16 protein-coding genes are annotated in these 20,228 nt (G+C 40.4%); 12 read left to right on the forward strand and 4 right to left on the reverse strand.

What is annotated here, in order from left to right; translation table 11 throughout:
* A partial coding sequence (locus GARC_RS26340) for an EF-Tu C-terminal domain-related protein (RefSeq protein ID WP_081587568.1) occupies positions 1 to 88 on the forward strand: 88 nt, incomplete at its 5' end.
* A 580-nt stretch (positions 89 to 668) separates the two neighbouring features.
* Positions 669 to 1,433, forward strand: a complete 765-nt coding sequence (locus GARC_RS26345) for a substrate-binding periplasmic protein (protein ID WP_007620159.1) — start codon at positions 669 to 671, stop codon at positions 1,431 to 1,433.
* A gap of 85 nt (positions 1,434 to 1,518) precedes the next feature.
* Here the strand turns inward: GARC_RS26345 and ppc are convergent, their stop codons facing one another.
* On the reverse strand, positions 1,519 to 4,137 hold the full coding sequence (gene ppc, locus GARC_RS11635; protein WP_007620161.1) for a phosphoenolpyruvate carboxylase: 2,619 nt from the start codon (positions 4,135 to 4,137) through the stop codon (positions 1,519 to 1,521).
* A 456-nt stretch (positions 4,138 to 4,593) separates the two neighbouring features.
* On the opposite strand from ppc, the gene GARC_RS11640 reads away from it, so the two are divergent.
* The 4 genes from GARC_RS11640 to GARC_RS11655 all read left to right on the forward strand — a co-directional run bounded on the left by GARC_RS11640 (position 4,594) and on the right by GARC_RS11655 (position 7,890).
* The gene (locus GARC_RS11640; protein ID WP_007620162.1) at positions 4,594 to 5,214 is read left to right on the forward strand and encodes an FKBP-type peptidyl-prolyl cis-trans isomerase; all 621 of its coding nucleotides are present in this window, start codon (positions 4,594 to 4,596) and stop codon (positions 5,212 to 5,214) included.
* A gap of 538 nt (positions 5,215 to 5,752) precedes the next feature.
* Entirely contained in the window at positions 5,753 to 6,124 is a 372-nt protein-coding gene (locus GARC_RS11645) for a GntR family transcriptional regulator (RefSeq protein ID WP_007620163.1), read from the forward strand.
* A gap of 33 nt (positions 6,125 to 6,157) precedes the next feature.
* Positions 6,158 to 7,051, forward strand: a complete 894-nt coding sequence (locus tag GARC_RS11650) for a slipin family protein (RefSeq protein ID WP_226989131.1) — start codon at positions 6,158 to 6,160, stop codon at positions 7,049 to 7,051.
* Between the two features lie 578 nt (positions 7,052 to 7,629).
* Positions 7,630 to 7,890: a hypothetical protein gene (locus GARC_RS11655; RefSeq protein ID WP_007620167.1), complete on the forward strand. Its 261-nt coding sequence runs from the start codon at positions 7,630 to 7,632 to the stop codon at positions 7,888 to 7,890.
* Positions 7,891 to 7,975: 85 nt separating this feature from the next.
* On the opposite strand, the gene map is transcribed toward GARC_RS11655, so the two are convergent.
* Positions 7,976 to 8,761 carry a type I methionyl aminopeptidase gene (gene map / locus GARC_RS11660; RefSeq protein ID WP_007620169.1) on the reverse strand — a complete coding sequence of 262 codons (786 nt, stop codon included), beginning with the start codon at positions 8,759 to 8,761 and terminating at the stop codon, positions 7,976 to 7,978.
* Positions 8,754 to 8,960, reverse strand: a complete 207-nt coding sequence (locus GARC_RS11665; RefSeq protein WP_039989447.1) for a ParD-like family protein — start codon at positions 8,958 to 8,960, stop codon at positions 8,754 to 8,756. The genes map and GARC_RS11665 overlap by 8 nt, the downstream gene beginning before the upstream one ends.
* A 300-nt stretch (positions 8,961 to 9,260) precedes the next feature.
* On the opposite strand from GARC_RS11665, the gene GARC_RS11670 reads away from it, so the two are divergent.
* From GARC_RS11670 to GARC_RS11685, 4 genes are all read left to right on the forward strand, one after another.
* A complete protein-coding gene (locus tag GARC_RS11670) occupies positions 9,261 to 10,826 on the forward strand; it encodes a SulP family inorganic anion transporter (RefSeq protein ID WP_007620170.1) in 1,566 nt (521 codons plus the stop codon).
* A gap of 106 nt (positions 10,827 to 10,932) precedes the next feature.
* A complete protein-coding gene (locus GARC_RS11675; RefSeq protein ID WP_007620171.1) occupies positions 10,933 to 11,316 on the forward strand; it encodes a response regulator in 384 nt (127 codons plus the stop codon).
* A 55-nt stretch (positions 11,317 to 11,371) separates the two neighbouring features.
* Positions 11,372 to 12,499 (forward strand): MalY/PatB family protein, encoded by a 1,128-nt coding sequence (locus GARC_RS11680; protein ID WP_007620173.1) that lies wholly within the window; start codon positions 11,372 to 11,374, stop codon positions 12,497 to 12,499.
* A 97-nt stretch (positions 12,500 to 12,596) separates the two neighbouring features.
* Positions 12,597 to 13,913 carry a Na+/H+ antiporter NhaC family protein gene (locus GARC_RS11685; RefSeq protein ID WP_007620178.1) on the forward strand — a complete coding sequence of 439 codons (1,317 nt, stop codon included), beginning with the start codon at positions 12,597 to 12,599 and terminating at the stop codon, positions 13,911 to 13,913.
* Here the strand turns inward: GARC_RS11685 and GARC_RS11690 are convergent, their stop codons facing one another.
* Positions 13,914 to 16,121, reverse strand: coding sequence for a TonB-dependent receptor domain-containing protein (locus GARC_RS11690; protein ID WP_007620180.1), 2,208 nt, complete (start codon positions 16,119 to 16,121; stop codon positions 13,914 to 13,916).
* A gap of 157 nt (positions 16,122 to 16,278) precedes the next feature.
* Here GARC_RS11690 and GARC_RS11695 point away from each other — a divergent pair, with 157 nt between their 5' ends.
* Together GARC_RS11695 and GARC_RS11700 are read left to right on the forward strand one after the other, a co-directional pair.
* The gene (locus GARC_RS11695; RefSeq protein ID WP_007620183.1) at positions 16,279 to 16,926 is read left to right on the forward strand and encodes a UPF0149 family protein; all 648 of its coding nucleotides are present in this window, start codon (positions 16,279 to 16,281) and stop codon (positions 16,924 to 16,926) included.
* Between the two features lie 273 nt (positions 16,927 to 17,199).
* Positions 17,200 to 19,518 (forward strand): S9 family peptidase, encoded by a 2,319-nt coding sequence (locus GARC_RS11700; protein WP_007620184.1) that lies wholly within the window; start codon positions 17,200 to 17,202, stop codon positions 19,516 to 19,518.
* Positions 19,519 to 20,228 lie beyond the last annotated feature (710 nt).

The raw sequence follows: 20,228 nt of genomic DNA on the forward strand, positions 1-20,228 counted from the left end.
CCCAATCGCGATGGACGAAGGTTTACGCTTCGCAATCCGCGAAGGTGGCCGTACTGTAGGTGCTGGCGTAGTTGCTAAAATCCTATAAGCGAAAATATAGCTTATTAATAAAGGTCACCTAGGTGGCCTTTTTTTATGGAGCCAGTTCCTACAGTACGGCTCCGAGCGGATATTTCCGTGACAAAATCGTCTGGAACGATTTTATTCACTACATCCATGTAGTTCACTTGCTTCGCAGGCCAGCTAAAGTTGTTGTGATTTGTTCCAACAAATCTTGATGAACATCGTCGCTGTTTGACGATGGCCCCGCAGGGGTGTAGGGCAGGACGCCCGGAATCACGTGGCCGAACAAACATTGGCGTAGTAGCTAAAATCCTATAAGTAACAAGCTTACTTATTAAAAAAGGTCACCTAGGTGGCCTTTTTTTATGGGAGCCAGTATCTAAGGTACGGACGGCTGATGGGATCCTCAGAAACTATTTTGTCCGGGCTTATTCGGTTTTTTTGAATATGTGTTGTTTGTATTGTTTCCTTTGTTATATGGGCATGGGTTTTATAGAGATAGTAAAAGGAGGCTTATAATTGAAGAGGTTGAATTATAATAATAATTAGCGTTTAACCATAAAAAGTTGATAAGCTGGTGATAAATTAATCAAGCAAGTTACATAATGAAGCCACTTTTTTTATTCATTTCCATGTTGTGTATGTCTCAAGTTAAAGCTGGAGAGTTATCTGTTGGTTGGGAATTGTGGTATCCCTATCAATATCATAATGAAAATCGCCAGCTTGTGGGCTTAGATATTGATTCTTTTAATGCCATCATGGCCGAAGCAAAACTGAGTTTTACTACCGCAGAGATACCTTGGAAGACACATCTACATTTTATTAAGACAGGCAAGATGGATGTGGCTATGGGGGCTTCTTGGTCTAAGGATCGTGAAGAATATGCTTATTTTTCGGACCCTTATCGTAAAGAAACCGTAAAACTCTTTGTAAAAAAGGGCAATGCTAAAAATATCCAGTTACATAGCTTGTCAGATTTAGTTGGAAGTAAATACAAGATAGGTGTGGAAAGTGGCTATTACTACGGTACAGATTACGAGGAATTGATCAAAACAACAGATTTTCAGACAAACATTAGTGAAGTGATTGATTTGGAAGAAAACGTGACGTTATTGATAAAAGGTCAATTAGATGGCTTTTTGGTTGACCCAAACACTATGCAATCCTTTGTAAAGAAATACCAAATGCAAGGTGAGTTTGAACCACATCCCTTAGAAATATACAGCACAAACATTTTTATTATGTTGAGTAAAAAGTCATCCGATATAGGTACTTTGAATAAGATTAATATGGCTATTACCACATTAACTGATAATGGTGAGTTAAAGAGGATTAGCGGCAGTTGGCAAACGTCGCAAACTGGTGAATGAGTGTCGATGTGTCAGGTTTGATATATTCTGTAGTAGCCTAAACACAAAACTGCCGTCCTTGGCAAATGAATGATTATAAATACTTCTAACCCGTATTCCGCATTCCCACGGCTATTCCCGCAATTGTCACCATCATGGCGCGTTCAAGGGTTGGGTCGTGTTCGTCGCCTAGTGCTCTGGTCCTTTTTAACAATTCGATTTGTAAATAGTGCAGAGGTTGTAAGTAACTAGCACGGATATTCATGGACATTTCACCTTTAGGATCCCCTTCCATTACTGTCTTTTGGTTTAGAAGCTGCAGCAATAAGTCGATGCTTTCTTGTAATTCAGTACGCAGAGCATCTCCGAAGTGTCTAAGTTCTTCGGGTACCAGATTTTGGTCGTACTCTTGGCTGATTTTTGGGTCAGCCTTGCTAAACACCATATCTAACATAGAGAGGCGTGAATAGAAAAACGGCCAATTAGCTAACATATCTTTAATGGTGTCTTCTTTGCCAGCGTCTAGTGACGTCTGTACCGCTTTCATCGAGCCTAACCAAGAAGGTAAAACCATACGAGTTTGTGCCCATGCAAATATCCACGGGATGGCACGTAAGCTTTCAATGCCGCCTGTAGGTTTACGTTTAGCAGGGCGACTGCCTAAGGGTAATTTACCTAATTCTTGTTCTGGTGTGGCTACCCTGAAATAAGGCACAAAGTTTTCGTCATGTCTGACGATTTTGCGATAGTTGTCTCGTCCATCAGCGGCCATTTTTATAATAGCGTCGCGCCATTCTTGTTTGGGAGCAGGTGGTGGCAAAATTAACGCTTCTAATATCGCGCTGGCATACATAGCTAAACTGCGCTGAGCTAAAATTGGCATGCCAAATTTATAACGAATGGTTTCGCCCTGTTCGGTGACTCTAAACCCGCCTGTTAATGAACCTGGTGGTTGTGACAGTATTGCAGCGTGCGCTGGTAACCCTCCACGACCAATAGTACCGCCTCGGCCATGGAACAAGGTTAATTCAATGTCATGTTCTTCTGCTAGGGCAACCAGGGATTCTTGTGATTCATATTGAGCCCAACCTGCCGCCATAGCACCGGCATCTTTAGCTGAGTCTGAATATCCGATCATCACATGCTGGTGACCTTGAATATATCCACGGTACCAGTCAATAGAGAATAATTTTTGGGTGACACTTGCCGCAGCGTTTAGATCGTCTAAGGTTTCAAACAACGGAGCCACTGGCATAGGCCAAGTGACGCCTAATTCTTTAAGTAATAAGTTTACGCTGAGTACGTCTGAAGGCAGGCTAGCCATAGAAATAATATAAATACCAAAACCATCTTTGCCATTTTGTGCAATCACTTTACAGGTATCTAATACTTCCTGTACATCGTCACTGGGTTGCCATTTGGGTGGAAATAATGGACGTTTTGAGGCCAATTCTCTGAGTAAAAATGCTTGTTTATCTTCTTCACTCCACTGGCCATAGTCACCTAGACCTAAATAGCGGGTGAGTTCAGAAAATACATCTGCATGTCTTTCTGAGTCTTGGCGCACGTCTAGCTTAAGTAAATGCACGCCAAAACAATGAATTCTGCGAATAGTGTCTTGCAGATTTCCTCGGGCGATTACAGACATTCCGCAGGCTTGTAACGAGTGATAGCAGGTCATCAAGGGAGCTAACAACTGTTCTTTGTTGTCAATCCAATTGCTCATATCTACAGGCTTATCTTTGAGTTTTTCGACTATGCCTTCTTGAGTTTTGACTAGTTTTTCTAAAAGAGGTCTTAGGATCGCACGATAAGGCTCTAACTCATCACCTACTTGCTCCCTAAGATTCTTGTCGCAATCGCTCATGGATAATTCTGTTTGCAGAATATCGATATCTTTCGCAAACAATTTGGCGGCGCGTTTACGTGCTAGTAACAACACTTGTTCAGTAACTTTTGAGGTAACAAAAGGGTTACCATCTCTATCGCCGCCCATCCACGAGCCAAACTTTACAGGTGACACATCTAAAGGGATCGGCAAATCAAATTTATCGACAAAACGTTTATCTAACTCGCGAATAAATTCAGGTACTGCTTCCCATAATGAGTTTTCAATGACCGAAAACCCCCAACGCGCTTCGTCTACTGGAGTGGGGCGTATAGTTCTAATTTCTTCAGTGTGCCAAGCTTGGCTAATGAGTTCAGCAATACGAGTTTCAATTTTGTCTCGTTCAGATCCACTAATATCTGAGACATGCACTTTGCTTAGACATTTTGCTAGTTCGCTGTGTTTATGAATAAGTGTTCTGCGAGTAACCTCAGTAGGGTGGGCAGTTAAAATCAACTCAATATTTAAATGGTCAAGCGCCTTTTCAAAAGTTTCGGCTTGTATGTCAGCGGCATCTAGATGACTAAATAAGGTATCTATGGGGTCGTCTTGATCGTTACTACTATTGGATTCTTGCTCGGCAATATTTGCCAAGTTTAAAAATTGTGAAAACGCTCGACCTATAGTGAGTAATTCATCGTTTTTTAATTCAGAAAATAATTGTTTAACACGTTTAGCTGAATGGTCATCACCTTGATGAGCTTTTCGCCCATCTTTTCTGACCGCTTCAATTCTTTCTAACCACTGTTCGCCCAACTGGTCACGTATGGTGTCACCCAATACTGCTCCCAAATTACGCACCGTACTTGTTAACTGGGAATCTAACACTTGTGACATATACGTCTCCAAAAATTGATGAAAAATCTAATTATAAGATACTTAGATGTAAACTATTTGTCTAAGTAAATAAGGCGATGGTATGTGTAACTTTCGTATATAGCCGGGATTTTACTTAAAATCTTCTCAATCAATGCAAAGTCAGTGAAGTTTGGAGCTCTGAGTAAGCGGTTTTATTCTTGCTGGGTTAATAAAGGGTAGTATTTTTGGCGAAGCCCTTCAGGCTTAGCCATTTATTAAGCTACTTTAGTTGCGTACAAATTGTTTAGCGTATCTAAACTTCAAAATCCGTGCTAATAAATGACTTCAGTCCTGACTGATATATGAAAAACAAACAAACCCTTATTCATTCCTAAATGTGATTTTTGTGTCGTTTATCTATATACTGACGCGCTTTTACAGCAATAGTGCCCAGATTTCTTATAAGACAAGAGAAGGGGCAAGTTAGGAGCCAAAGTGTCAGATAAATTTTCCACCATAGAAACACAAGCAAGTTACGGTATTGGTCTACAAATGGGCGAGCAATTACGCGCTAATCCTTTTGAAGGTTTGGATATTGCAGCAGTGCAAGAAGGTCTTGCCGATGCATTCAATAATCTACCCGCTCAAGTTGATAACGATACTTTGCGTGCTGCTTTCAATGAAATACATGAAATTATGCAAGCGGCTAAATCAGCGGAATTTGCAGATGTCATTGCTCAAGGCGAAGCGTATTTAGCAGAAAATGCAAAACGTGAAGAAATAACAGTGACCGATAGTGGTCTTCAATACGAAGTTATTACTCAAGGCGACGGCGAAGTACCTACTTTAACGTCAACTGTACGTACTCACTATCACGGTACTTTGCTTGATGGTAGCGTATTTGATAGTTCTTACGACCGTGGTCAGCCAGCTGAATTTCCAGTAAATGGCGTGATTAAAGGTTGGACTGAAGCCCTTCAGTTTATGAAAGTCGGTACTAAGTTGAAACTACATGTGCCAGCAGAATTAGCTTACGGTGAGCAAGGTGCTGGCGGGGCAATTGCTCCTCATAGCACACTAGTATTTGATGTTGAATTACTTGATATCCTTTCTTAGTTAGCAAGTTAGTCAATTTGCAAAATTAAAGCCGGTCTACCGGCTTTTTTTGTGTCTGTAAACTCCTCATTGAACAACCTAGAAAAGTGAAACCTTCGAGGTACTCTAATACACTTCCTTGATTATCCGCACCCAAACCCAACATCCATGTTGGATTGTTAAGTCGACTGGAGCGGTGCTCCAGAAAGCCTCGCCTTAACCCATGATGATCGGCACCCAATCTCAACTTCTCGACAATTGCTCCTGCATTGTTCTACCTTCCGCCGTCCATGGTGCTCGCTTGTCGAGCTGTTCAACTGGGCGAAGCGGTGCTTCTAAAGAATCCAGTTTCACTCCTTTAAAAGCGAGATGCCTGTGGCAGCGCTACCAAAGATTTGATTGGAAAAGCCGACTGTTTTAAACACAACACAGATGCATGGGGTGGTGGGGAAAATACCATTGGCTTGATAAATCCTTGACAAACTACCGATAGATTAATATTGTACTAGTGTCGTAGTACAATAATACATTCACACTTTGAATTACTAGTAGGTGAAAGTTGATCAATTTCATTCTTGATCCAAAAAATGGCGTTCCTTTGTATCGCCAGATAATAAATCAAATTCGTTTTGGCATTGCCTCTGGTCAACTTAAGTCTGGAGAACAGCTGCCAACCGTTAGGGCGTTAGCGGTTGAGCTGAAAATTAATCTCAATACTATTGCCAAGGCATACAAGGAACTAGAAATACAAAGTGTTTTAGAAAGTCAGCAGGGAACTGGGACATTTATCAGCTCAACTAAGGTTGAATTGAATCATGACGAAAGGGCTAAAAAGTTGACTGACACCTGTAGTGAATTTCTTTCTGTAACGAACGCCTACGGTTTTTCACATAAAGAAATAATTGAAAAATTAAAAATGATGAAGCCATAACCTCAAACTAAGAAGGGTTTAATGATGGATACAATGACAAAAAAACATGTTGCACTAATTATTTTGCTGCTAGTGAAAATTGCATCACCACTTGCGTTTTATTTTGCACTTATCAATGCAGAGCAAGCAACAAGCATATTCTGCAGCGCATTAATCATCAGCTTTTTGATTTTATCTATTCGAATTTCAGATCAATGGGAAAAAGCAGTGGTATTAAGATTAGGAAAATATGTTGGTCTAAAAGGACCTGGGTTATTTTTCCTTATCCCTTTTGTCGATAGAGTTGACCAATTTGTAGATCAGCGTATCCGTGTTACAGACATCTCAGCAGACCAAACTTTGTCAAAAGATACGGTTCCGGTCAATGTTGATGCAGTGATTTATTGGACCGTTTGGGATGTTGAAAAAGCAGCCCTAGAAGTCGAAAACTACAGGGATGCCATTGCCTTTATTGCGCAAACGTCACTAAGAGATACGATAGGCACCCATGAATTGTCTGACTTGTTACAAAACAGAGAAAAAATAGCACAAGACCTACAAGAGAACTTGGACAAAAATACCAATCCTTGGGGGATTACGGTGCAAACTGTTGGCATTAAAGACATCATCATTCCGCCAGCGCTTTCCGATGCCATGAGTAAACAGGCTCAGGCAGAACGAGAAAGACAAGCGAGGGTTACCCTAAGCACCGCTGAACTTGAAATTGCTGAAAAATTTGAAGAGGCCAGTTTGCGCTACAAGAATAATCCTGTTGCCTTACAGTTGCGAGGCATGAATATGCTGTTTGAAGGGCTGAAGGAGAAAGGTTCTTTGATTATTGTTCCTAGCTCAGCATTGGATTCAATGAATCTAGGAGCCATCGGAGGCATCACTGGACTAGCTCAACACGCTCAAAAAAATAACGAACAAAACAGTAAAACGGAATAACCTATTTAATTCGCTCTTTAGAGGTTAATCATTAGGGGCTGTTGATCTTTCATACGTCCTCGAGACTGAGGTCATTTATTTGGATACCGAGGCGTTTGCCTTGAAGTTTAGTCATTCTAAACGAGAGGTAAACAACGAAGATAGGCGAATAAATGGCTCAGCCCGAAGGGTTTTCCTCAAAACGCACTTACTCGGCGTTGAAACCTGTTTATTTGGATGACCAAACTTCACAGATTTCGCCTTGATTAAGCACATTTTGAGGAAAATCTCGGTGACATATGAAAGATCAACAGCCCCTAGCCTTAAGTTTTATTTGATAACTATTGCTAGTGTTTTTGAAACCTTGGGTATCCCCTAATTTTTTTAAACGTTATGGGTGAATATAGTACTGAGTAAATAAAGGATAATTCATTAAAAGAGCGGTCTTAAAAGTGTTACGAATCCTTAAGCATGGGCTGTTATTTGTAACATTCGTCCTGTAACTATTAAATTCATTAAGACAAACGGCGAGGGTAGATAAAAATGAAAAAGCTAATTCTATCTGGCTTGTTAGGTTTCTTTTGGGTGGGGAGTAAGACATGGGTATTAAAGTAAATCATTTCGCTGCAAAAACAGTAACTTTAGTCTATCAAGGTGATCTCGAAGCATTTGTTATTGAATTTTCAATAGCCGTTATATTAACTGTTATGGCGCTGGGGGGCTACAGTTCTGGCTTGTGGTTGTTATGGATCCCGTGCGGGTTAACTGCAGCAGTCTGTTACTTTGCCGTTATTTATTCAATCTATGGGTATATATCCGACAAATTGGCCAGTAAATCCGTAAAAAATAATGATAATTGACAAGTTATCCATGTTAATTAGAAAAATGAAGGCCGGATTTTCTGGTCTTTTTATGTCTTTAAATTTCCTAATGGAATGTTCGTCGTTAATTGTGAGCTGTATTCATTTCCTCATTTCGCAACGTAAGCACTTCAAAGCCTGATGAGGTGACTAGGATAGTGTGCTCCCATTGAGCTGATAACTTTCTGTCTCTGGTTATTACAGTCCAACCATCTTTCTTTTGTTTGGTTTTATATGAGCCCTGATTAATCATAGGTTCAATTGTAAATACCATTCCTTCTTGTAACGTTATTCCTGTGTTTGGTTTCCCAAAGTGCAAAATTTGAGGATCTTCGTGCATCTCGCGTCCAATTCCATGACCGCAATAATCACGTACTACGCTAAAACCATGCTTTTCAGAATAGCTTTGGATAGCGTGACCTATGTCTCCAATTGTGGCGCCAGGTTTAACACATGCGATCCCTTTCCACATAGCATCGTAAGTCACATCAACAAGCTTTTTAGCGATTGGTAGAACATCACCAATCATATACATCTTGCTGCTATCGGCTATGAATCCGTCTTTTTCTAGGGTTATATCTAAGTTAACAATATCCCGTTCCCGCAGTTTTTTCCCTGGGGATGGCACGCCGTGACAAACGACTTCGTTTATTGATGAGTTTAAAACATACTGATAACCATATTGCCCTTTGCTTGCTGGTCTCGATTTTAATTCGTTTACTATATAATTTTCGACAAAATCGTTGATTTCTAGGGTCGTGACTCCGGCTTTGACAAAATGGTCTAGCACACTAAACACACTAGCAAGCAATCTCCCAGCTTCACGCATTAATGAGATCTCGTCTTGCGTTTTAATTAATATATTACTCATTGACAAGTCTCACTGAGGTGACATTTTGACTTTGCATTTCGCGTTTTAGAATTTCTTCGTAAGTCATAGTCGGATTCTGCTCGGCTAGTCTGCCAATTTTTAACCAGAACTCAGCCTGTGAGTTGATCGACCGCTCCATCACTGTGCTGTTTTTCCTTACATCTTCATGAAGTTTATCTGAAATTTTTACTATACCCATAAAACACCTATTTGAATATGTTGTGCTACATTATGTAGTGTAACGTGTGTTGTTAGTAATTGCTATTGGAAGAAAATTGGACAGGCGCAAATAGACAATATTTTTGATAAGTTTCACAGTTGAAATAAATATCAGCTAGGGGATCGCTTTTTTCAAATTAAACTTCTTAGTAGGGCGTTTTGTGCGGATTTTTTGTGTCTTTTATACTCAAAATTAACAATCTGTTAAAAGAATTGGACTAGTCTTTCTGCTAGACTCCGCGGCTATTTTTTAATCATCGATCATTTATGAGGAATTCAAATGTTTGATTTGATCACCAATAAAGACAGTAACGTTAAAAATGACGTGTTGTCTGGGATCACAGTTGCTTTAGCCCTTGTACCTGAAGCCGTTGCTTTTGCCTTCGTTGCAGGGGTTGAGCCTATGGTTGGTTTATACGCGGCCTTTATGATGGGGTTGATTACGTCTGCCGTAGGTGGCCGACCAGGCATGATTTCTGGTGCCACAGGCGCTATGGCTGTTGTAATGGTCGCCCTTGTCGCGCAGCACGGTGTTCAGTACCTATTTGCAGCGGTCATTTTAGCGGGTTTACTACAATTAATGTTTGGGGTATTTAAGTTAGGTAAGTTTATCAGACTGGTGCCTTATCCCGTTATGTTGGGCTTTGTAAATGGCCTAGCAATAGTCATTTTCCTAGCGCAACTAGGTCAGTTTAAAGTATTAGATGGCTTAGGTGATCACGTATGGATGCAAGGCGAAACCCTTTATTTGATGCTGGGATTAGTGGCTTTGACCATGGCTATCATATTCTTCTTGCCCAAACTAACCACAGCCGTTCCTGCCTCATTGGTAGCTATTGTAGGTGTGACTGCGCTGGTTCATGGGTTAGATTTAGAAGCCAGAACGGTTATCGATTTTGTTCGTGATATGTTACCTGCCGACCAAAAAGCAGCCGCTACTTTGGCTGGAGAACTGCCAAGTTTTTCTATTCCTATGGTGCCTTTTAGCTTAGAGACACTTTATATTGTCTTGCCAACTTCAATCATCTTGGCTTTAGTGGGTTTGATTGAATCTTTGTTAACTTTATCTTTGATTGACGAAATGACTGACACTCGTGGTCACGGTAACAGAGAATGCCTAGGCCAAGGCTTAGCCAATACAGTAAATGGCTTCTTTGGTGGCATGGGCGGTTGTGCCATGATTGGGCAAAGTATGATCAATATTAACTCAGGTGGTCGTGGTCGTTTATCAGGTATTACCGCTGCTTTGGTATTACTTGGTTTTATCCTATTTGCTGCACCTTTGCTCGAAATGATCCCATTAGCTGCTTTGGTTGGGGTGATGTTTATTGTGGTGATTGGCACATTTGAATGGGCTTCATTCAGAATTATCCGCGGTATCAATAAAGAAGATGCTTTTGTGTTGTTTTTGGTCACGGCAGTTACTGTTATTGCTGATTTAGCCATAGCTGTTGTGGTTGGTGTTATCGTTTCTGCTTTAGTGTTTGCATGGAAACATGCCACTCACATCAATGCACGTACTCACACCGATGATGATGGTTGGAAAGTGTATGAGCTTGAAGGGCCGTTGTTTTTTGGTTCAGTTTTACATTTTAAAGATTTGTTCGATCCTAAAAATGATCCTCAAGATGTGGTGATTGATTTCAACGAATCACGGGTTTGGGATTCATCAGGAATTGATGCGATTGATGGATTAGCAGACAAATATAAAGTACAAGGAAAAAAGTTGCATATCAGGCATATCAGCCCAGAATGTCGTGAGTTGATGACCAAAGCGCAAGGTTATGTGGAGATGAATCTAAATGAGGATCCTCGATATCATATTGCCACTGACAAATTAGACTAAAAATCATTGTCATATTATCGAAGCCCAGTATTTACTGGGCTTTTTATTGGGGTATATTATAGGTAGGTGTTTTAAACATTGAAGTTAATTCACCAAGGAGAAATCAATGTACGACTGTAATATTTTGGTAATTGACGATGACAACATTATTCTTGAATTGGTGCAGATCATTCTTGAAGAAGTGACGTCGGGTGAAATTTATGTTTTTTCTGACAGCAAACAAGCGTTAGATTATGTACAAAGTGACAGTATGGATAATATTTCCTTGGTGATGTGTGACTGGTTAATGCCAGACGTTAGTGGCTTAGATATACTCGCTGCGCTTCGCAAATGTAAACCTCATTGCCCATTTTTGATGTTAACCGCTAATGCAACTAAAGAGTTGGTGGTTGATGCTATGCGTTTAGGCGTAAATGATTTTGTTGTGAAACCATTTCACACTAATGATTTGATAACTAAAGTCGAGCGACTTATTCGGGATGCAAATTAGATCGACATATCAATAATAAAAATTTACTTTAACCTTCCAATTTAAGTGGTACCTCATGCAGTTTGACAAAATTATCGATAGAAAAGCGACCTACGCCTACAAATGGGAAAAGTATAAAGGCACAGACATATTACCTATGTGGATTGCGGATACTGAATTTAAATGTGCCCAGCCCATTTTGGATGCGTTACATGCACGTACAGAGCATGGCCTATTGGGATACACAGTGCCAGCGCATCATGTAGAGGCTAATCAAGCCGTAGTAGATTGGATGTCTCGACAATATGCTTGGGAAATTTCAGCCGACTGGATTGTTTGGACACCTGGCGTTGTGCCAGCGTTTAACATTGTATGTAAAGCTTATTGCCAACCAGGTGATAAAGTGATGGTACAAACCCCTAATTACCCTCCTTTGTTAGCGGCGCCTAAAATTAATGGCTTAAATCGAGTCGATATAGGCACAGTTGCAGTTGACGGCCGTTGCAGCATAGATTTTGTCGAATTAGAAAAACAAGCTGCAGATCCTGCCTGTAAATTGTTTATTGTATGTAACCCCATGAACCCCGTGGGCACTGTATTTAGCGCTGAAGAATTGCAGCGAGTGACAGATATCTGCGTCAACAATAATGTACTTTTGTGTTCTGATGAAATTCATTGTGATTTAATTTTAGATGAAGAGGCCAAACACATTCCTGCCGGAAAAATTGCTGAGTTTAAAGGTAAGGTAGTTACCTTAATGGCAGCCAGTAAAACCTTTAATGTGGCGGGCTTAGGTACGTCTTTTGCAATAATTGAAGATCCAAAAACAAGGCTAGAATTTAATAATAGCGCTAAAGGTATTATGCCTTGGGTAACGGTATTAGGTTTAGAAGCGACCATGGCTGCTTTTACACAATGTGACCAATGGCATGGCGAATTAATACAATATCTACGAGCTAATCTAGATTATTTAGAAAAAGAAATCGCCAGTATTGATGGCTTAACACTGTTACGTCCACAAGCGACGTTTTTAGCTTGGATCGATTGTAGTGGTTTAGGTGTGGAAAACCCGCAAAAATACTTTGAAGATAAAGGTGTCGGACCCTCACCAGGTATCGATTTTGGTGACAAAAACTACGTTCGAATTAACTTTGGTTGCCCTCGTTCTCAACTAGAGCAAGCGATTGCTCTACTTAAAGCCTAAAGCTTAAATCTAATAGAAGAAGAGTGCATCACATCAGTTGATGCACTCCGCATCTTGTTTTTTTAATTAATTTTGTCTGCATCAAAGAGATATTTTCATGTGCAATTCTCCCGAAAATAATGCGCTTGGTCTGAGCCCTATCATCTTGTTTGTGTTACTTGTTGTTGGTTCTGGAATTATTACTCAAGACTTTAACACTATGCCTATATTAGTGGCATTTACCCTTAGTACTGCTTATGCCTTAATGCTTAACCGTAAAGATAAAACCTTGTCCTTTACCGATAAAGTCGAATTATTTTGTAAGGGGGGAGGGGACAAGACCATTATATTGTTGGCGATGATTTTTTTGCTGGCTGGGGCTTTTTATGCAGTGACAATAGATATTGGGGCCCGTGATGCCACTGTTAATTGGGCATTACAGTATGTACCTACTGATTGGTTGTTACCTGGTTTGTTTATTATCACCAGTTTTATTGCCTTTGCCATGGGGACTTCCATGGGAACTATCAGTGCCATTACCCCAATAGGTATTGGTTTAGCCAATAGTTTAGGTGTACCTGTGCCATTAGCCGTAGGGATAGTGGTAGGTGGGGCAATGTTTGGTGATAATTTATCTTTTGTCTCAGATACAACTATTGCAGCCACTCAAACTCAGGGTGTGAAACTCAGAGATAAGTTTAAAGCTAATTTATTGATTGTTTTACCCGCGGCTTTGGTAACTGTTGTGATATTAATGTTTGTTGAGATCAATGGCGCTGGGATAGTCACTCCAGAGGATTATGATTTTTGGTTAATCACCCCATATTTAATTATTATTGTATGTGCGCTACTTGGGTTAAACGTGATTACCGTGTTAGGTGTAGGTATTAGCGCGGCATGTGTAGTGGGTATCAGTAAAGGCATTTTTACATTCCCCACTATGTTACACAGCATTCAAAAAGGCATGGGATGGATGCAAGATATGGTGGCAATTGCATTAATGATAGGCGGTATTGTTGCCTTGATGCAAGCATATGGAGGATTGCAGTGGTTAGTTGCTGTTATTAAAAGGCACGTTAAAAGTCGCAAAGGGGCTGAGGCTGGCAGTGCGGCTTTGGTTAGTTTTCTGGATGTGGCAACCGCTAATAATACTATCGCCATTGTCACTAGTGGCCCAATTGCCAAGGATTTTAGCCATCAGTATGATGTTGATCCAAGACGTACAGCTAGCATCTTGGATATTTTTTCTTGTGGGTTTCAAGGTTTAGTTCCGTACGGAGGTCAATTGTTAGCCGCCGCTAGTTTAGCCGGCGTCTCACCTTTTTCACTGACACCTTATTGCTGGTACCCTATGTTGATTTTAATTTTTGGTATGTTGGCCATTGCTACAGGTTTACCAAAATTTAAAACAGATACCAGCCATATAAAGTCATAATTAGAAATTAACCTTAGCACCTAAAACAAATGAACGGGCTGGCAAAGGAGCCACATCTTTTATAAAAGAACTATGAACCTTAGCTAATTCATTGGTTAAGTTATTACCTTTCACGTAAAAAGTTAAATCATTGTCGCCCAATGGAAGATAATAATTAAATGACGCAGAAACTAAGGTATATCCATCGGTTTGAGTTTCATAGTCAGTAATTTTATCTTGCTTGGAATAATAGGTCGCTCCTAGCTCTGCATGCCAATTGCCTTGCTCCCAATGTAACTCAGCTCCAAAACGCATTGGCGGGATCCGAGGTAAATTTTCATTACCATCATCGTTATCGCTCAACTTGGCGCGAGTAAAGTCTGTAAAGCCACTTACACGTAAATTCTCATTTAAATGCCAGTCAACATCAGCTTCAAAACCATAAAGTACGGTGTCTTGCTGGTTAAACGCATATACTGGTGTACCTTCTTCCTCGTCATGGCCTTCTTCCTCATCATGACCGTCTTCCTCTACTTCATGATCGTGGTATTCTAAGCCGGTGTTTTGTTGAAACAAATAGTTGTCGATTTGGTTGTAAAATACACTGAAGTTAGCTTGCAGGTTATCAGTTTGGATCCTGTAAGTGATATCTAAATTATTAGAGATTTCTTTATCAACTGAATGACTAGATTGCACCACAGTAAACTCAATATCATCTGGGTCACTATCATCAATTTCTAAATCAAACCCAGCGCCAACTTCATAAGTAGATGTACTGATATGAAGTCCATTTGAAAATATTTCAGCAGATGAAGGTGCCCGTTCAGAGTAGGCATAGTTTAATGCAAGTGATTGATTATCGTTCACTTTATAAACAAAGCCTGCTGATGCACTGGCTGCTGTATAGGTTAGGTCTTTAAAATCTGCGTCAACTTCGCTATCGATAAAAAAGTCGTTGTCTGGTTTGTGAGATACATGCTCAACTCTACCGCCAAGCTGCCATAAAAAATCGCCAATTGATTTTTCTTCTAGTACAAATAAAGCAGTATTGGTTGAATCGGTGGATGGCGTAAAGGCTTCTTCTCCAACAGCTGAAAATTCAGAATTGGTATAATGTAAACCTACAACGCCTTCCCAGCCATTTGCAGCTTTATGTTTAGCCCAAAGTCTTGATTCAAGAGAGTCATTGGCGAAAGTAGTACCTACCATGCCTTCTTCGATTTCACTATGTTGGTAATCTGTATAAGCACTATGCCAATGTACTTCGGTGAATAAGCCCGAGAGGTTCTTCCAATCTACCATTGATTGAACACGATCTTGTTTCATACGAGCAAACACTTCTTGCTCTTCTTCGTGCTCCTCTTCAACATGCTCTTCGTCGTCGTGGTCTTCCTCCTCTTCATGCTCATGCTCATGATCATCATGAGAATGACCAGGAATACCATAATCCGTTTCTAATCGGCCATAAGATAAAGCAACTGTCACATCGTCACCAATCCAACCTGCTCCAAAAGTAAAACCTTGGGAATCTATATCTGAATTATCAATGGTGTCTATTATGTCACCATCTTCAAGGGCAAATTCAGGCACATCATAATCATCAGTTTTACGCTTAAACGCATCAAGATGCCATGCTAGGTCACCAGAACCGCCATTAAGATCAGTAGATACGGAACGTTCATTTGAAACTGAATCGTAAAGTGCGCTGACTCGGCCTGATGTTTCATCTTGGCGTGTTTTAGGTAAGCGGTTATCAACTACGTTTACCACACCACCAATTGCTCCACTTCCGTATAACAATGTCGATGGTCCACGTAACACTTCGATTTGAGTCGCTGTACTAGTTTCATTGGATGTGACGTGATCAGGCCCGACGCGAGATGCATCAGAACTATCTAATCCATTTTGTATGACTTTTACCCTAGGGCCATCCAGTCCACGAATAATCGGGCTACTAGATACAGGGCCAAAATACGTACTGTTCACTCCCGGTACAGATTTTAATGTTTCACCTAAGGTCGCGCTTTGATTCATTTCTAATTCGTCACCACTTAAAATGGAAACCGGCGTGGCCGACTGCAAAACTGAGCGACCAAGGGGAGAAGCAGTGATAATAAGTTTTTCAATATCACCTTCATCTTTTTGGATTGGTTTCTCTTGTGATAAAGCAGGTTGACTGGCAGTAACTGCTAATATTAATAAGGTGATTTTAGATAAATTAAAAGGCATAAGACATCAGATATTAAACTGTAAGGTGATGTTATATTATAACAATAGTGATTTTGTGCAATCACTTTTTGAATATATTATCTCAACTGTTAATCTAGGGGCTTGTAATAAAGATAATGTGTCTTAGGCATAACAAGGTAAAAGGTAGTGTTAGGTTATGCAAAAATTTGAATCAGCAGCTCATGCCTCGTTAAGCTCATTATGTGAGTCAGAAGAATTATTAGCTGTGTTACATCCTTATGCTTTTATCCAAGGCATTGTTTTTGCTGTCGCCGCTGCACCCGAAATACCTATGCCTGAAAAATGGCTACCTTGGGCGATAAAAACCAGTCATCAACTGACTAGTACTGAGCAAGCAGATAATCTCACCGATATTTTGATGAAAACCTTACAAATACAGCTAAAAGATATGAGTGAGGAAAAAATACAGCTACCACAGGGAATTACGTTTAATCAGGAAGGCAAAGAGCAAAGCTCAGTGGCAGTTTGGTGCCAAGGGATGTTGTTTGGACATAGCCAACTTGAATCAGTTTGGCAAGATGCTTGGAACAAAATGCAAGTGAGTGAAATGACACAAATGCAGCAACTTCAAAAAGACTTAAGCCATTGTTTATATATGTTCTCTACTTTCGCGGATATTCCACTTGCAGTTAAACAAGCTGAAAGTAGAGGTAACGATCAATTGCTTAATATATTGCCGAAGATATTTTTGTCTTTTCCGCAAACCTTAAAAACCTATGTTGGATTATCTGGAAGGTTGGTGGACTATTTGCCTAATCAGTTTGAGACCTTCGAACAGAAATAAGCAGCTAAGAGGTACGATCTTCAACTAGCTCGCAAAGCAAAAGAATTTAAACCACAGAGGCAAAAAGTAAATATATCTTTTCTCTGTGCAGCGTCAGCGCTCCTTTTCCTCTGTGGTGAATAGCTTTTATCTTTAGCTCGAAACTGCATAGCCCTATCACTTGATAGTTTTTATTTTCGTGTTGTTAATCTGTATACTGCTGCTCAAAGTCAATCTCTTTAATATTAAGTTATTGATTTAAAATAAAAACAAATAAAATTTGGGAAATTAATTATGAAAATTATGATAAGGAGCAACAATGTTGCAATACTTACCTTGTGCTTGTTTATTGTGTCTGCTTGTACAGTTGACAGTAAATTGAACACCACTGAGCCAGTTAAAAATGGCGTAAAATTAACCAATGAAGCTATATACGGTAACTGGGAATACAACGCCAAAAGACCAGGTGCAGTGCGCTGGTTAGATGAAGGCGCCAATTATAGTGCCTTAGAAACTGCACCAGGTTATGAAGATGCCGAGCTTGAAAAAGATCAATACGGTGACGACATCAAGGTGTATGAGGAAATTGTAAAATACGATCCTGCTACCTTAGAACGCACTGTGTTATTACCTTTAAAACAACTGATTCCACAAGGATCAGATAAAGCCTTAGCTGTAGACGATTACCAATGGTCTGACGACAAATCTAAGATCTTGATTTACACCAATGCAAAATATGTTTGGCGTAAAAAAGATCGCGGCGATTATTGGATCCGCGACCTTAATACTGATGATTTATGGCAATTAGGTGGCGAGTTATCGGCACCAGCAGAAATGATGTTTGGTAAGTTTTCACCCGATGGTTTGAAGTTTGCTTATGTGTGGCAGAACAACATCTATGTGCAAGATCTAAAGTCACGAGAAGTAAAAGCACTGACCTCCGATGCTTCAAACACTATCATCAATGGGCTATTCGATTGGGCTTACGAAGAAGAATTTTCGATCCGCGATGGCTTCCGCTGGAGTCCAGATAGTAAGCGTATCGCCTATTGGCAAATGGATACTCACGCAGCTAAAGACTTTTTGATCATCAATAACACCGACACGCTTTATCCTGAAGTGACCGCGATACCTTATCCCAAAGTAGGTGAAGAAAATGCAGCTGCTCGTATCGGTGTTGTTAGCCTAGATACGCCTAAAACTCAGTGGGTAGAACTACCAGGTATTGCCAAAGATATGTACGTACCACGTATGGACTGGGCGAATAACAGTGAGCAGTTATTGATTCAGCAATTTAATCGTAAACAGGATACCAATACCTTGTTTTACGCAGATGCCAATACAGGCAAAGCCGAAGCATTTTTAACTGAAAAAGAAGATACCTTTATTGAGTTAATGATTGAGCCTAAGTGGCTTAAAAACTCGGATGACTTTATTTGGCAGAGTGAAAGAGATGGCTGGAAACATATTTATCTTGTATCTCGCGATGGTAAAAAATATCAAGATCTGACTCCTGGTGAGTTCGATGTTACTGAGCTAGTTTCAGTTGATGAAAAGAATGGGTGGTTGTATTTTATTGCCTCTCCAGACAATGTATCGCAACGATACTTGCAACGCACTCGTTTAGACGGCAGCGGTAAGATGGAGCAAGTTACGCCAAATCAATTTAGTGGTAGCAATTCTTATAAAATTTCTGCTGATTCCAGCTGGGCTATCCATACCCATTCTTCGTTTTTGTCACCACCGGTTTATAGTTTAATTTCACTGCCTGATCACAAAGCGCATCATGTGCTTGAAGATAACGCTGCTCTTTCAGCAAAACTCGCTGAGTTAAACATAGGTGACGTTGAATTTTACAGCGTAAAAGCCCAAGACGGCTTACGTTTAGATGGGTATATGTTGCGGCCCGCTGAACTCGATAAAAGCAAAAAGTATCCATTAATCCATTATGTATACGGTGAACCAGCTGGGCAAACTGTGCGCGATGCTTGGCAAGGTAATCGCGGTATGTGGGGCATAATGATGGCACAACGCGGGTTTGTTATTTCTTCCATTGATAATCGAGGTACAGCGGCACCTAGAGGTCATGATTGGAGACGCTCTATTTACGCTGGCGACGGTAGCTTAGAAACTCAAGATCAAGCAGATGCTATCAGTGCCATGTGCGGCCGGTGGAGCTATATCGACTGTGATCGTGTCGGAGTTTGGGGGCATTCTGGTGGCGGCTCTTTAACCCTCAACTTACTGTTTAGGCATCCAGATGTGTTTAAAGTGGGTGTGTCACAGGCACCAGTACCTGATAAAAGATTGTATGACTCTATTTATCAGGAGCGTTATTCAGGCTTGTTAGAAGACAATTTTGAAAACTATACCAAGGTTTCAGCTATTACCCATGCCGCCAAATTAGAAGGGAAATTGTTGTTAGTTCATGGCACAGGTGATGACAATGTGCACTATCAAGGAAGTGAGCGATTAATCAATGAGTTAATCAAACACAATAAACAATTTGACCTGATGTCTTACCCTAATAGACGTCACGGTATTGTTGAAGGTAAAGGCACTTCATTGCACTTAAGTACCATGCGAGCGAATTATTTTATTAATAATTTGTAATCTCAGTAGATTAACGTGACTAGATTAGACGGCGGCCTTTAAGTTTTAGAGGTCGCCGTTTTTTATACGAATTATTTTTGATTTCGAGACTTAAAACACGCTTCGCGCCATCATCCCTGATGGTTTTTGCCTCGGATCCTTTCGAGCCAGTTACTCTTTTTCAACAGCAAAAAAGAGTAACCAGAAAATGCCGCTCGCTACCAAAGTTTTTAACCGCACAAAAAGGCTTATTTTAGGGTCGCTACAAATGTGTCTTTTCCTACCCGATGTGAACGCTTAAACCTAGTCAATCATACGTCCATGATAATCGGCACCCAATTTCGACTTCCCTGTCGAGCTGTTCAACTGGGCGAAGCCGTGCTTCTAAAACAACCAGTTTCATCCATGCCATTTGCCCCTAAAATAAGCCTTTTTGTGCTGAAACTTTAAATGCGGGAACCAGAGCAGTGGCGGAGCCACCAAAGAATGAAATCGGCGTAGCCGATAATTAACGAGCATGTCATTAGGTAGGAACGACTGAAAACGACCTGCTAAATACCAAAAATGATTGGATGAAGAACATAGTTTGACGAGCGGCCCTTTTTGCTTACTTTTTGTGGCTGTAGACAAAAAGTAAGTCGCACAGAAAGGATTCTGTGAGAAAAATATCAGGTGGGAGCCGCGCGGGAAAATGGTGCGTAGCTCTGCCTTTATATATTCGGCTCAAATGT

Origin of the sequence: Paraglaciecola arctica BSs20135 (assembly GCF_000314995.1) — a bacterium.
In the GTDB taxonomy this organism is placed as follows: domain Bacteria; phylum Pseudomonadota; class Gammaproteobacteria; order Enterobacterales; family Alteromonadaceae; genus Paraglaciecola; species Paraglaciecola arctica.

Coding starts and splice junctions, on each gene's coding strand:
- GARC_RS26345 (WP_007620159.1), top strand. CDS start 669: ATGAAGCCACTTTTTTTATTCATTTCCATGTTGTGTATGTCTCAAGTT.
- ppc (WP_007620161.1), bottom strand. CDS start 4,137: ATGTCACAAGTGTTAGATTCCCAGTTAACAAGTACGGTGCGTAATTTG.
- GARC_RS11650 (WP_226989131.1), top strand. CDS start 6,158: ATGACAAAAAAACATGTTGCACTAATTATTTTGCTGCTAGTGAAAATT.
- GARC_RS11655 (WP_007620167.1), top strand. CDS start 7,630: ATGGGTATTAAAGTAAATCATTTCGCTGCAAAAACAGTAACTTTAGTC.
- map (WP_007620169.1), bottom strand. CDS start 8,761: ATGAGTAATATATTAATTAAAACGCAAGACGAGATCTCATTAATGCGT.
- GARC_RS11665 (WP_039989447.1), bottom strand. CDS start 8,960: ATGGGTATAGTAAAAATTTCAGATAAACTTCATGAAGATGTAAGGAAA.
- GARC_RS11670 (WP_007620170.1), top strand. CDS start 9,261: ATGTTTGATTTGATCACCAATAAAGACAGTAACGTTAAAAATGACGTG.
- GARC_RS11675 (WP_007620171.1), top strand. CDS start 10,933: ATGTACGACTGTAATATTTTGGTAATTGACGATGACAACATTATTCTT.
- GARC_RS11680 (WP_007620173.1), top strand. CDS start 11,372: ATGCAGTTTGACAAAATTATCGATAGAAAAGCGACCTACGCCTACAAA.
- GARC_RS11685 (WP_007620178.1), top strand. CDS start 12,597: ATGTGCAATTCTCCCGAAAATAATGCGCTTGGTCTGAGCCCTATCATC.
- GARC_RS11690 (WP_007620180.1), bottom strand. CDS start 16,121: ATGCCTTTTAATTTATCTAAAATCACCTTATTAATATTAGCAGTTACT.
- GARC_RS11695 (WP_007620183.1), top strand. CDS start 16,279: ATGCAAAAATTTGAATCAGCAGCTCATGCCTCGTTAAGCTCATTATGT.
- GARC_RS11700 (WP_007620184.1), top strand. CDS start 17,200: ATGAAAATTATGATAAGGAGCAACAATGTTGCAATACTTACCTTGTGC.